Origin of the sequence: Variovorax sp. HJSM1_2, assembly GCF_049316285.1 — a bacterium.
In the GTDB taxonomy this organism is placed as follows: domain Bacteria; phylum Pseudomonadota; class Gammaproteobacteria; order Burkholderiales; family Burkholderiaceae_C; genus Rhodoferax_B.
Genome location: NZ_JBMOXA010000022.1, coordinates 10,241 through 22,017, shown reverse-complemented (window position 1 = coordinate 22,017; position 11,777 = coordinate 10,241). Strand labels below are relative to the sequence as shown.

Annotated in this window: 15 protein-coding genes; all 15 read left to right on the top strand. The window is 62.3% G+C overall.

Annotation, left to right across the window (positions count from 1 at the left end):
- Positions 1-46 precede the first annotated feature (46 nt).
- Positions 47-181 (top strand): zinc finger domain-containing protein, encoded by a 135-nt coding sequence (locus ACFQ95_RS19915; protein ID WP_422833757.1) that lies wholly within the window; start codon positions 47-49, stop codon positions 179-181.
- 185 nt (positions 182-366) lie between these two features.
- The gene (napE, locus tag ACFQ95_RS19910) at positions 367-522 is read left to right on the top strand and encodes a periplasmic nitrate reductase, NapE protein (protein ID WP_422833850.1); all 156 of its coding nucleotides are present in this window, start codon (positions 367-369) and stop codon (positions 520-522) included.
- 39 nt (positions 523-561) lie between these two features.
- Complete coding sequence (locus ACFQ95_RS19905; RefSeq protein ID WP_422833755.1) at positions 562-840, top strand: chaperone NapD; 279 nt, start codon at positions 562-564, stop codon at positions 838-840.
- The gene (napA, locus tag ACFQ95_RS19900; RefSeq protein ID WP_422833753.1) at positions 830-3,328 is read left to right on the top strand and encodes a periplasmic nitrate reductase subunit alpha; all 2,499 of its coding nucleotides are present in this window, start codon (positions 830-832) and stop codon (positions 3,326-3,328) included. Before ACFQ95_RS19905 ends, napA begins: the two co-directional genes overlap by 11 nt.
- A 16-nt stretch (positions 3,329-3,344) precedes the next feature.
- Positions 3,345-3,791 (top strand): nitrate reductase cytochrome c-type subunit, encoded by a 447-nt coding sequence (locus tag ACFQ95_RS19895; protein WP_422833752.1) that lies wholly within the window; start codon positions 3,345-3,347, stop codon positions 3,789-3,791.
- Between the two features lie 13 nt (positions 3,792-3,804).
- On the top strand, positions 3,805-4,479 hold the full coding sequence (locus ACFQ95_RS19890; RefSeq protein ID WP_422833750.1) for a cytochrome c3 family protein: 675 nt from the start codon (positions 3,805-3,807) through the stop codon (positions 4,477-4,479).
- 4 nt (positions 4,480-4,483) lie between these two features.
- Positions 4,484-5,098: a cytochrome c biogenesis heme-transporting ATPase CcmA gene (gene ccmA, locus ACFQ95_RS19885; protein WP_422833749.1), complete on the top strand. Its 615-nt coding sequence runs from the start codon at positions 4,484-4,486 to the stop codon at positions 5,096-5,098.
- Between the two features lies 1 nt (position 5,099).
- Positions 5,100-5,765: a heme exporter protein CcmB gene (ccmB, locus tag ACFQ95_RS19880; protein WP_422833747.1), complete on the top strand. Its 666-nt coding sequence runs from the start codon at positions 5,100-5,102 to the stop codon at positions 5,763-5,765.
- A gap of 11 nt (positions 5,766-5,776) precedes the next feature.
- The gene (gene ccmC / locus ACFQ95_RS19875; protein WP_422833848.1) at positions 5,777-6,547 is read left to right on the top strand and encodes a heme ABC transporter permease CcmC; all 771 of its coding nucleotides are present in this window, start codon (positions 5,777-5,779) and stop codon (positions 6,545-6,547) included.
- Entirely contained in the window at positions 6,544-6,684 is a 141-nt protein-coding gene (gene ccmD, locus ACFQ95_RS19870; protein ID WP_422833746.1) for a heme exporter protein CcmD, read from the top strand. Before ccmC ends, ccmD begins: the two co-directional genes overlap by 4 nt.
- The gene (ccmE, locus tag ACFQ95_RS19865; RefSeq protein ID WP_422833744.1) at positions 6,674-7,120 is read left to right on the top strand and encodes a cytochrome c maturation protein CcmE; all 447 of its coding nucleotides are present in this window, start codon (positions 6,674-6,676) and stop codon (positions 7,118-7,120) included. The genes ccmD and ccmE overlap by 11 nt, the downstream gene beginning before the upstream one ends.
- On the top strand, positions 7,117-9,117 hold the full coding sequence (locus ACFQ95_RS19860) for a heme lyase CcmF/NrfE family subunit (RefSeq protein WP_422833742.1): 2,001 nt from the start codon (positions 7,117-7,119) through the stop codon (positions 9,115-9,117). Before ccmE ends, ACFQ95_RS19860 begins: the two co-directional genes overlap by 4 nt.
- Positions 9,114-9,635 (top strand): DsbE family thiol:disulfide interchange protein, encoded by a 522-nt coding sequence (locus ACFQ95_RS19855; protein WP_422833846.1) that lies wholly within the window; start codon positions 9,114-9,116, stop codon positions 9,633-9,635. The genes ACFQ95_RS19860 and ACFQ95_RS19855 overlap by 4 nt, the downstream gene beginning before the upstream one ends.
- Entirely contained in the window at positions 9,632-10,081 is a 450-nt protein-coding gene (locus tag ACFQ95_RS19850) for a cytochrome c-type biogenesis protein (protein WP_422833740.1), read from the top strand. The genes ACFQ95_RS19855 and ACFQ95_RS19850 overlap by 4 nt, the downstream gene beginning before the upstream one ends.
- Entirely contained in the window at positions 10,078-11,280 is a 1,203-nt protein-coding gene (gene ccmI / locus ACFQ95_RS19845) for a c-type cytochrome biogenesis protein CcmI (RefSeq protein ID WP_422833738.1), read from the top strand. The genes ACFQ95_RS19850 and ccmI overlap by 4 nt, the downstream gene beginning before the upstream one ends.
- The last annotated feature ends 497 nt before the right edge of the window (positions 11,281-11,777 follow it).

Below are 11,777 nucleotides of genomic sequence, written 5' to 3'. Positions count from 1 at the left end.
CTGCACGAGCGCCTTTTTGACAAACATCTGATCCTGATCAAACAGGATGGCAGCGGCCTGGGCAGATACTTGGCCGAACCGCTGGTGCAAGCACGCAACGGCACATCCAGCTGCATGTGTCAGATGCTGGCAACACCACCAGCGTGTCCGTTTTTTGCCGCGCCATTCGCTTTGGGAGTGAGGCCTACGGCTTGGCCAGCCGTTTGTTGATTGCATGACCGTACGATGACGTTCGATTTAGCAGAGCGCAACAGCACCTACAAATTGTTGACATCGGTCGGTATCTATCATTCAATTCAGTTCCTCATACCGAGCCCTGCGTCGCCGACTGTCTGCCTTTCACCGGAGTACTCTGTGAAAAGTCCGATTGAACCGATAAAGTCTTTCACCAAAGGAGAAGAGCTGCGCAGCTTCCTTTTCCTGTCTGTGGTGATGGCCCCCGTACTTGCGGTGATGATCGTCGGAGGCTATGGCTTCATGGTCTGGATGTTCCAGTTGCTCGCCGGCCCACCCGGCAGCTGAGTGCCTAGACAACAGCCACCCATACAACGGGAAGCCACCATGTCACCAGAAGTTCACATCAGCAGCCTGGTTGTGCATTCGACACCGCGTCGTATGCAGAGCGTGTCCGAGGCCATTGCGCGTATGCCTGGCGCACGTGTGCACGGCAGCTCACCCGCGGGCAAGCTGGTGATCACACTGGATGCCGATAGCGCCGATGAAATGCATAACCGTGTGGCTGACATCCAGCGCACCGACGGTGTGCTCGCCGCCGCGCTGGTCTACCAATACGCCGACACCGAGGAAGCAATGAACGAGGAGCTGCCCGATGCCTATTGATCGACGCGACTTCATCCGCCAGACCGCCGCCGCAACGGCAGGAGCTGTGGCGGGAGTGCCCCTGCCCGGCCTGAGCCAGCCTGGGCCGACCATGGATCCGCACCCGCCCGGCATCAAGTGGTCCAAGGCGCCGTGCCGCTTCTGCGGCACCGGCTGTGGCGTCACCGTGGGAGTCAAAGACAACCGCGTGGTGGCCACACACGGCGACCCCCAGGCCGAAGTGAATCGCGGCCTCAACTGCGTCAAGGGCTACTTCCTCTCGAAGATCATGTATGGCGAAGACCGCCTGCTCAAGCCCCTGCTGCGCTTGAAGAACGGCAAGTACGCCAAGGACGGCGAGTTCACCAGCGTGTCCTGGGACCGGGCCTTCGACGTGATGGCCGAGCAGTTCAAGCGTGTACTGAAGGAAAAAGGGCCGACTGCCGTGGGCATGTTCGGCTCAGGCCAGTGGACGGTGTGGGAAGGTTATGCCGCGCTGAAGTTGATGAAGGGGGGTTTCCGTTCCAACAACCTGGACCCCAACGCACGGCACTGCATGGCCTCGGCTGCGGTCGGCTTCATGCGCACCTTCGGCATGGATGAACCCATGGGCTGCTACGACGACATCGAGGCAGCCGATGCCTTTGTGCTGTGGGGCTCCAACATGGCCGAGATGCACCCGATTCTGTGGACCCGGGTCACAGACCGGCGCCTGTCCAAACCCGACGTCAAGGTGGCCGTGCTTTCGACCTTCGAGCACCGCAGCTACGAACTGGCCGATATTGAACTGACCTTCACGCCGCAAACCGATCTGGCGATCCTCAACTACATCGCCAACCACATCATCAAGACCAACCGGGTGAACCGCGAGTTCGTCGACAAACACACGGCCTTTCGCCTGGGCAATGCGGATATTGGCTACGGCCTGCGGCCCGACCATCCGCTGCAGAAGGCCGCCAAAAATGCGGGCGATGCCGGCGGCGCCAAGCCCATCACTTTTGACGAATTCGCCAAGTTTGTCTCTACCTACGACCTGGACTACACCGCCAAGCTCAGCGGCGTTCCGAAAAACCGGCTCGAGGCGCTGGCCGAGTTGTACGCGGATCCGAAGATCAAGGTCACGTCCTTCTGGACCATGGGCTTCAACCAGCACACACGTGGTGTGTGGGCCAACAACATGGTCTACAACATCCATTTGCTGACCGGCAAGATTTCCACACCCGGCAACAGCCCGTTCTCACTCACCGGCCAGCCCTCGGCCTGTGGCACGGCGCGTGAGGTGGGGACCTTTGCACACCGGCTGCCGGCCGACATGGTGGTCACCAATCCCAAGCACCGCGCAAAGACCGAAGAGATCTGGAAGATTCCACCGGGCACCATCCCCGACAAGGTGGGTTACCACGCGGTGCTGCAAAACCGCATGCTCAAGGACGGCAAGCTCAATGCCTACTGGGTGATGGTCAACAACAATATGCAGGCTGGCGCCAACCTGATGAACGAGGGCTACCCCGGTTACCGCAACCCGGACAACTTCATCGTTGTCTCCGATGCCTACCCCACCGTGACCGCTCTGACGGCGGACCTGATCCTGCCGGCCGCCATGTGGGTCGAAAAGGAAGGCTGCTACGGCAATGCCGAGCGCCGCACCCACATGTGGCACCAACTGGTGGACGCACCGGGCGAGGCGAAGTCCGACCTGTGGCAACTGATGGAGTTTTCCAAGCGCTTCAAGGTCGAGGAAGTGTGGCCGCAAGAGCTGATCGACAAAAAGCCCGAGCTGCGCGGCAAGACGCTGTTTGAGGTGCTGTTCCGCAACGGCAACGTCGACAAATATCCCAACTCGCAGATCGAGGCGGGTTATGTGAACACCGAGGCGAAGGATTGCGGTTTCTACGTGCAGAAAGGCCTGTTCGAGGAATACGCCGGTTTTGGCCGCGGCCACGGCCACGACCTGGCGCCTTTCGATGCCTACCACCAGAGCCGCGGCATGCGCTGGCCGGTGGTGGACGGCAAGGAAACCCGGTGGCGCTACAAGGAAGGGCTCGATCCCTATGTCAAGGCCGGCACGGGCTACGAGTTCTACGGCAACGCCGACGGCAAGGCGCTGATTTTTGCTCTGCCCTATGAGCCGCCGCCGGAGGTTCCCGACAAGGATTTCCCCTTCTGGCTCTCGACCGGCCGCGTGCTGGAGCATTGGCACTCGGGCTCCATGACGCGCCGTGTGCCCGAATTACACAAGGCCGTGCCCAACGCTGTGTGTTACATGCATCCCGAGGATGCCAAGGCGCTGGGTGTGCGGCGCGGCATAGAGGTGGAGATCTCTTCACGGCGCGGCAGCATGCGCACACGGGTCGAGACGCGCGGCCGCAACAAGCCGCCACAGGGCCTGGTGTTCGTGCCCTGGTTCGATGCCAGCCAGTTGATCAACAAGGTCACGCTCGACGCCACCGACCCGATCTCCTTCCAGACGGACTTCAAGAAGTGCGCCGTGAAGATCACCAAGGTTTGACGAGCGCGAAGCCACCATGAAGCTGCTCAAACTCCTTCCCCTGCTGGGCCTGCTGGCCTTAGCGGCGATTGCACAACCCAGCACTGGCCTGTCGGACCCGGCGCGCGGCCCGGTGCCGGTGGAAAAGCCCAGCCATCCGCCTCGGCTCACCAACGCGGTCAACGACGACGTGCGCCGCCCGCGCAATTACGACATGCAGCCGCCAACCATCCCGCACCGGGTGGACGGCTACCAGATCGACAAGAACTTCAACAAGTGCCTGGACTGCCATGCGCGCACCAAGACGGAGTTCAGCCTGGCCATTCCCGCCAGTCCCACGCATTACCTGGACCGCGCTGGCAAGGTGCTGCCGCAGGTCTCGACACGGCGCTATTTCTGCATGCAGTGCCACGTGCCGCAGGAACCGGTGCAGCCCATCGTCGGCAATGCCTTCGAAGGCGTCGCTGTGCCGACCGGAAAATGAGAGGTAGGCCAGCATGATTGAACGCCTCAAGCGCTACTGGACCATCATCCGCCGCCCCAGCGTGCATTACAGCCTGGGCTTTCTGACACTCGGCGGTTTTATTGGCGGCATCATCTTCTGGGGTGCCTTCAATACGGCGATGGAGTTGACCAACACCGAGAAGTTCTGCACCGGTTGTCACGAAATGCGCGACAACGTTTTCGTCGAACTCAAAACCACCATCCACTACACCAACCGTTCCGGTGTGCGTGCGGTCTGTTCCGACTGCCACGTGCCGCACAACTGGACGGACAAGATCGCGCGCAAGATGCAGGCCTCCAAGGAGGTCTGGGGCAAGATCTTTGGCACCATCTCGACCCAGGAGAAATTCCGCGACAAGCGTCTCGAATTGGCCCAGCACGAGTGGGCCCGCTTCAAGGCGAACGACTCGCTGGAATGCCGCAATTGCCACAATTACGAGTCCATGGATTTCACGCGCCAGAGCGTGCGCGCGCAGAACATGCACACGACTTACCTGGCCAATAAAGAGAAGACCTGTATCGACTGCCACAAGGGCATTGCGCACCACTTGCCAAACATTCCACCGGGTCAAGGTCCATCCGATTCTCCCGGGCAAGTCGTGCCCAAGCAAGGCGACGAGGCGCTGGCACCGGCGACTCAGCCGGGCGATGAAAAGAAGGGTGGCTGAAGTCTTGCCGTCCCTACTGTCCGGTCTTGACTTGGCGTGTACCCGCGCCGGGCGCGTCATTTTTTCGGAGCTCAACTTCTCGGCCCAGGCCGGCCAGGTCATGCAGGTGCGTGGCACCAACGGCAGCGGCAAAAGCAGCCTGCTGCGCCTGTTGTGCGGTCTGTTGCAACCTGCGCGCGGCGAGGTTCTCTGGCAAGGCCGTTCGATTGCGCAGCAAGGTGCCGGCTTCACCCGCCAGCTGGCTTACCTTGGTCACGCTGATGGCCTGCGCGGGGAGCTCACCCTGCGCGAAAACCTCGATTTTTCACTGCACGTCGCCGGAATTCGCCCCGATACGGCCGCTACCCGCAAGGTGCTGACACGCCTGCAATTGGCCGGACGCGAGAACGATCAGGTGCGGCTTCTGTCGCAAGGCCAACGCCGCCGTCTCGCACTGGCGCGTGTGCTGTTGAGCCAGCGCCCCCTGTGGCTGCTGGATGAGCCGCAGGCCGGCCTGGATGCCGACGGCGAAGATGTTTTGCAGGACTGCCTGGCCGAACATGCGCAAAGTGGCGGCCTGGCGGTGGTGGCGACGCACCGGGCCGGCGATGGTTATACCTTGGACATGGACGAACTTTAAGATGCCACTCGCCGTGCTTCCCATCATTGGCCGTGAACTGCGCACTGCGGCGCGGCGACCTATGGACGCGCTCGGCGCGCTGCTCTTTTTTGTCGTGGTGGGAACCCTGTTCGCACTGGCCATCGAGCCCGATCCGGCGCTGCTGCGCGCCATTGGCCCGGGGGTGGTCTGGGTGGCGGCGCTGCTGGCGCTACTGATTTCACTGCATAGGCTTTTTCAGCCCGAACTGGAAGATGGCGTGCTGGAGCAGTTGTTGTTGTCCCCGCGCTCCTTGCTCGGGCTGGTCTGGGCCAAAATTACAGCGCACTGGCTGGTGACCTGTTTGCCACTGCTGCTGGTGGCGCCCCTGCTGGGTCTGCAGTTCGAACTGTCGGCATCGTCCATAGGCATTTTGTTGTGTTCGTTGCTGCTGGGTACACCAACCTTGTCACTGCTGGGCGCACTGGGGGCTGCGCTGACCCTGGGTCTGCGCGGCAATGCCTTGTTGGCGCTGGTCATGTTGCCTTTGTGTGTGCCGGTGTTGGTGTTTGGCAGTGGCGCAGTCAGTGCCAGCCAGCAAGGCATGCCGGCAAGTCCACACCTGTCGATTCTGGCGGCCTGGCTGCTGCTGGCGGCCTTGTTCTGCCCGTGGGCGGCTGCGGCCGCGCTGCGGCTCGCACTGGAATGAAAGGCCGCACGATGGATGGCCTGCGCCCTCTCAACACCACGCTGCCACACGAGACGGTTGGCAGCCTGCGCAATCGCTGGCGACGCCTGGCTTCGCCGCCAGTCTTTCATCAGTGGGCCGGGCGCGCACTGCCCTGGTTTGCGGCGCTGGCGGCGCTGCTGGCAGTTGCCGGGCTGTACGTCGGCTTCGTCGAGGCACCAACCGACCACCAGCAAGGCGAGGTCTATCGCATCATCTTCATTCATGTACCGGCCGCATGGATGTCGATGTTCATCTACCTGATCGCGGCCTTGCATGCGGCCCTGGGCCTGGTCTTTAATACCCGCCTGTCACCGCTGTTGGCGCGCGCCCTGGCACCAACGGGCGCGCTCTTCACCGTGATTGCGCTGTGGACCGGCATGACCTGGGGCAAACCGACCTGGGGTACCTGGTGGGTCTGGGACGCTCGCCTCACGTCCGAATTGATTCTGCTCTTCCTATACCTGGGCTACCTCGGCCTGGTCTCGGCCATAGACGATCCGCGGCGTGCCGACCGGGCCGGTGCAATCCTGCTGTTGGCCGGGGTGGTCAATATTCCCATCATCTATTTCTCGGTGCAATGGTGGAGCACGCTGCACCAGGGCGCCTCGATCAGCTTCACTGCAGCGCCGACGATGGCGCGCACCATGGTGCTTGGCATGCTGCTGATGGTGTTTGCGTGCTGGGCCTATTCGATAGCGGTCGCCCTGGCGCGGGTACGCTGCCTGATCACGGAGCGCGATACATTGGCGAGGCGTGTATGAGCAAGGCCGATAGCCATTTCTTCTTCATTCTCGCGGCCTACGCCGTGCCGGCGCTGTTGTTGGCATTCGAGGTCTGGCAACTGGCGCGACGCAGCAGAGGGCAAACGCGCGCCGAGGAGGCAGAGCATGAAGCCTAGGAACCGCCGCCTGGCTTTCGTTGTTGCCGGTTTGCTGGTGCTGAGCATGGCAACCTGGCTGGTGCTCAATGCGCTGCAGTCCAACCTGGTGTTTTTCTTCACGCCTAGCCAGGTCGCGACCCATGCCGCACCACGCAGTGGCGCCTTCCGGCTTGGCGGACTGGTGGAGGAAGGATCCGTGCAAAAGGCCGCGGACGGCTTGGCATTGCGCTTTGTGGTGACCGACCGGGCACAACGGGTATCGGTGCACTACCGGGGCCTGCTGCCCGACCTGTTTCGTGAAGGCAAGGGTGTAGTGGTGGCCGGCCATCTGCAGGAGGATGGCAGCTTCATGGCCAACACGGTGCTGGCCAAACATGACGAAAACTACATGCCGCCCGAGGCCGCAGCGGCGCTCGAACAGGCGCGGCCCATGGCAGCGGGAGATGCACCATGATTCCTGAACTTGGTGTCTTCGCCCTGGTGCTGGCGCTGCTGTTGGCACTGGTCCAGGGCAGCCTGCCGCTAGCCGGTGCACACTGGGGGGTTAGCGGCTGGATGGCTGTGGCGCGTCCGGCCGCCATGGGCCAGTTCGCCATGGCCATGCTGGCCTTTGCCTGCTTGGCGACGTCGTTCTTGCAGAATGACTTCTCCGTGCTTTATGTCGCCTCCAATTCGCACACCGAGTTGCCCACCGCCTACCGCTTTTCCGCCGTGTGGGGCGGGCATGAGGGCTCGGTGCTGTTGTGGCTTTGCATGCTGTCGGGCTGGACGCTGGCCGTGGCCTGCTTCAGCCGCCAGCTACCGCTGCCTTTCGTGGCGCGTGTGCTGGCGGTCATGGCTTGGCTCAGTGTGGGCTTTCTGCTCTTCATCTTGTTCTTGTCCAATCCGTTCCAGCGCCTGATGCCACCGGCGCTGGAAGGACGCGACTTGAATCCGCTGTTGCAAGATCCGGGCATGGTGATTCATCCCCCCATGCTCTACATGGGTTATGTGGGCTTTTCGGTAGCGTTTGCCTTTGCCATCGCGGCGCTGCTGTCGGGCGAATTAAATGCCGCCTGGGCGCGCTGGTCGCGCCCCTGGACGGCGGCAGCCTGGATGTTTCTCACCCTGGGCATTCTGCTCGGCAGCGCCTGGGCTTACTACGTGCTCGGCTGGGGCGGCTGGTGGTTCTGGGACCCGGTAGAAAACGCTTCCTTCATGCCCTGGCTGGCGGGTACCGCGCTGCTGCATTCCTTGGCCGTGACCGAGAAGCGCGGCGCCTTTCGCAGTTGGTCAGTGCTGCTGGCGATTCTGGCTTTCTCGCTGAGCCTGTTGGGCACCTTTCTGGTCCGTTCGGGAGTGCTGACCTCGGTGCACGCGTTTGCCGTTGATCCGGGCCGTGGGCTGTACATCCTGGCCTTCATGGTGGCGGTGGTGGGTGGCTCGTTATTGCTGTTTGGCATGCGTGCACCGCGCATAGGCATGGGGGGCAGCTTCGGGCTGCTGTCACGCGAGTCGCTGCTCCTGGCCAACAACGTGGTGCTGACGGCAGCCACCATGGCCGTGCTGCTGGGCACACTCTACCCGCTGGCGCTGGACGTGCTGCGCGGCGAGAAGATTTCGGTCGGCCCGCCTTACTTCGAAGCGGTGTTTGTGCCACTGATGGCGCCGGCCATCTTTTTGATGGGTGTGGGCCCGGTGGCACGTTGGAAGAACGCCCAGATGCCCGAACTCGCGCGACGCCTGCGCTGGGCACTTGCCGTGGCCGGCGCGGCTGCACTGTTGTGGCCGTTTGCCCTGCCGGCTGAACAGCGCGCCTGGTCGCCGGTCTCTACCTTCGCCTTGCTTCTGGCCGGCTGGGCGCTGGGCAGTGCGGGCGTGCATGCCTGGCAGCGCCTGCATGAGGGTGATGGCGACTGGCGCACACGCGCACGTCGTCAGCCCAGAGGCTGGTGGGGCATGTTGCTGGCCCATGCCGGCATTGGCATCTTCATCTTCGGCGCCACCTTGGCCAATGGCTTTGAAAGCAAACGCGAGTTGAGTGTGCGCATCGGCGAGAGCGTATCCCTGGCCGGCTACGACTTTCGTTTCGCCAGCATAGGGCCGGTGCGCGGCCCGAACTACGATGCGCTGCAGGCCCATGTTGTGGTGAGCCAGGGCGGACGCGAAGTTGCGGCGCTTTATCCGGAAAAACGAAACTACCGGGCGCAGCAAATGCCGCTGACCCAGGCCGCAATCGACGTGAGCGCTACACGCGACCTGTTTGTTGCGCTGGGTGAACCGGCAGGCACTGCCGCCTGGACCATGCGCCTGCATGTGAAACCTTATATGGCCTGGATCTGGGCCGGTTGCCTGATGATGGCGCTAGGCGGATTGCTGGCCGCCACCGATCGCCGCTACCGCTTGGTCCGCACCCCGCGCAGGGCACCCGAGCCGCTTCCTTTGCAACCGCTGCCACGGGAGACCGTCTGATGCGCTTCAAGCTGCCGCTGGCGATTTTTCTGGTGCTGGCAATCCTGCTGGCGGCGGGCTTGAGCCGCGATCCCCGCCGCCTGCCTTCGGCGCTGGTGGGCAAACCCGCCCCGGCCATAGACCTGCCGCTGCTGGAAGACCCCCAGCGTCGCCTGCAGACCAGTAGCTTGCGCGGCCAAGTCTGGTTGCTCAATGTCTGGGCTTCTTGGTGTGCACCTTGCCAGGAAGAGCTGCCGGTGCTGCATGAGGCCGCTCGCCGCGATGGTGTCATGCTTTATGGCTTGAACTACAAGGACAAGACCGAGGCCGCGCGCAGCATGCTGCGTCGCCTTGGCAATCCCTACCGGGCCACAGCGGTGGACCATGATGGCCGCATCGGCATCGACTACGGTGTTTATGGCGTGCCGGAGACTTTTGTGATCGACCGCGAGGGCATGATCCGCTTGCGCCATCCAGGACCGGTGACGCAGGACATCTGGAAAAACGAACTGCTTCCGTTTGTGCGGAGTCTGCAATGATGCGCTGCGGTCTGATCGGGTTGGCCTTGTTCGCCGCCTTGCGGCTGGTCCAAGCCGCCCCCGCCACCTCACCCGACCTCGCGGAACGCGAGGCCGCTCTGGCCGCCAGCCTGCGTTGTATGGTGTGCCAGAACCAGACCCTCGCAGAATCGAATGCCCCCCTGGCGCTGGACATGCGGCGGCAGATTCTCGAGCAGTTGGCCAATGGGCGCACCGAGGCCCAGATCCGCGACTACTTCGAGGAACGTTATGGTTCCTTTGTTCGCTACGACCCACCCTTCAAACCCTCCACCTGGCTGTTATGGCTGGGTCCGTTTGTACTTCTGGGGCTAGGCCTGGTCCTGTTGGCGCGCCTTGTACGCCGCCGCCAGCAAGCACCGCTGCCGCCTTTGACACCAGCGGAGCGCTCACGCGCCCAGGCCTTGCTGGAGGGCGAGCAGACATGACGGCCCTGTGGTTGACGGTGGTCGCCCTCATCGCCCTGGCGTTGGCACTGATTCTGCCGCCGCTGTTCACCCGCCACAGCGCGCCGGGCATGAGCCAGCAGGCGTTAGCGCGTCGCCTCTACGCCGATCAACTGGCCCAGCTCGAGCGCGACCAGGATGCACAGGCACTAAATGCCCCAGACCGGGCCCAGGCCATAGAAGAGCTGCAGCGTGACTTGCTGGAAGAAACGTCGCAGCCTGCGGCTGCGACGCACTCCGTCAAGCCGTGGATGTGCTGGGGTGTGGCGCTTGGTTTAAGCCTAGCATTGCCGACGGCGGCACTTTTGCTCTACCAGCAGGTGGGCGATCCACGCGCCGCAGCCGTGCTGGCCGCAGCCCCGCCGGGCTCGCACGAACAAACGCGCGACGACATGGACGTGATCGTGGCACGCCTGGCAACGCGATTGCAGGCCCAGCCCGCCGACCTCGAAGGCTGGATGGTGCTGGCACGTTCCTACGAAGTCATGCAGCGTTATGACGATGCGGTACTGGCCTACCGCAAGGCGATTGCATTGGCGCCAGACCAGGCACAATTGCTGGCCGACTACGCCGATGCGCTCGGCTCGGCCCGCCAGGGCGACCTTGGTGGCCCGGCGCAAGAGGCGATTGATGCGGCCTTGGCGCTGGATCCTCAGCACCCCAAGGCACTCGCGCTGGCAGGCATGCTGGCCTACCAGCGCGGCGATACGGCCCAGGCGCGCTCGCGTTGGGAGACGGTGCGCAACCTGCTGCCGCCGGACTCGGAGGGGCGGCGTGACATCGAGGCCAATTTGGCGCAACTGGACGCTCCGGCCACGCCGAGTCCTCCGATGGCCGCGTCACACATCAGCGGCACGGTGGCGATCGCGCCGGAACTGCGCAACCGCGTCGGACCACAGGCCACCGTGTTTGTGCTGGCGCGCGCAACTTCAGGCGGGCGCATGCCGGTGGCGGTGCTGCGCCTGACGGCCAAGGACTTGCCGGCGCGCTTTGTTCTCGACGACAGCCTCGCCATGACGTCCGACCGACCGTTGTCGCGTTTTGACTCAGTGACCGTCGAAGTACGTGTGTCCGCATCCGGTCAAGCGGCGCTGCAATCTGGCGATCTATACGGCACGGTACAGAATGTTGTGCTCGGACAAGACAATATTGCTTTGCTCGCCAACGAACAAGAAAAGTAAATTGAACCGCTCCCGAATGTCAGGCACATGACTTGGGATGTTTGTGCTGCATCCAAAGCATTCTGATGACTGCGCCGAATGTTGGATGACGGCTACTTCAAGTTCTCAACGTGGTACGCCTGGTATTAGCCATGGGCGATGTAATCGCCCTGGGCTTGATGAAAATCAAAGCGCGCACGGAGTGATCAAAAAACAAATACAGCCGAATATTGCCCAACTTAACATTAATCGATAAGCTAGCTTAGCTTTAGAACAACCGCCATGCTCCAGTAGAGCATCCGTGTCTCGGCGAAGAATCTATAAGTCCTAAAGCCAGGTAGATTGCGATCAATAGTATTTGTTCATACGTATTTTTTCGATTTTTTCTATCGCCATGGAATCGCTGCCCCAAAAGGCAAGCTTTAGTTTTTTGGATTGAACGTGTTTTGTATTGCGGCTGAGTATTTGTAGAAGTACGTTCATCCTCATGGGCCCCAACTGTCAAGGGGCATGCATGG

Excerpts from the sequence above, each read along its gene's own strand:
- ACFQ95_RS19915 (WP_422833757.1), top strand. The coding sequence starts at position 47 with ATGGCAGCGGCCTGGGCAGATACTTGGCCGAACCGCTGGTGCAAGCAC.
- ACFQ95_RS19905 (WP_422833755.1), top strand. The coding sequence starts at position 562 with ATGTCACCAGAAGTTCACATCAGCAGCCTGGTTGTGCATTCGACACCG.
- napA (WP_422833753.1), top strand. The coding sequence starts at position 830 with ATGCCTATTGATCGACGCGACTTCATCCGCCAGACCGCCGCCGCAACG.
- ACFQ95_RS19895 (WP_422833752.1), top strand. The coding sequence starts at position 3,345 with ATGAAGCTGCTCAAACTCCTTCCCCTGCTGGGCCTGCTGGCCTTAGCG.
- ACFQ95_RS19890 (WP_422833750.1), top strand. The coding sequence starts at position 3,805 with ATGATTGAACGCCTCAAGCGCTACTGGACCATCATCCGCCGCCCCAGC.
- ccmB (WP_422833747.1), top strand. The coding sequence starts at position 5,100 with ATGCCACTCGCCGTGCTTCCCATCATTGGCCGTGAACTGCGCACTGCG.
- ccmC (WP_422833848.1), top strand. The coding sequence starts at position 5,777 with ATGGATGGCCTGCGCCCTCTCAACACCACGCTGCCACACGAGACGGTT.
- ccmD (WP_422833746.1), top strand. The coding sequence starts at position 6,544 with ATGAGCAAGGCCGATAGCCATTTCTTCTTCATTCTCGCGGCCTACGCC.
- ccmE (WP_422833744.1), top strand. The coding sequence starts at position 6,674 with ATGAAGCCTAGGAACCGCCGCCTGGCTTTCGTTGTTGCCGGTTTGCTG.
- ACFQ95_RS19860 (WP_422833742.1), top strand. The coding sequence starts at position 7,117 with ATGATTCCTGAACTTGGTGTCTTCGCCCTGGTGCTGGCGCTGCTGTTG.
- ACFQ95_RS19850 (WP_422833740.1), top strand. The coding sequence starts at position 9,632 with ATGATGCGCTGCGGTCTGATCGGGTTGGCCTTGTTCGCCGCCTTGCGG.
- ccmI (WP_422833738.1), top strand. The coding sequence starts at position 10,078 with ATGACGGCCCTGTGGTTGACGGTGGTCGCCCTCATCGCCCTGGCGTTG.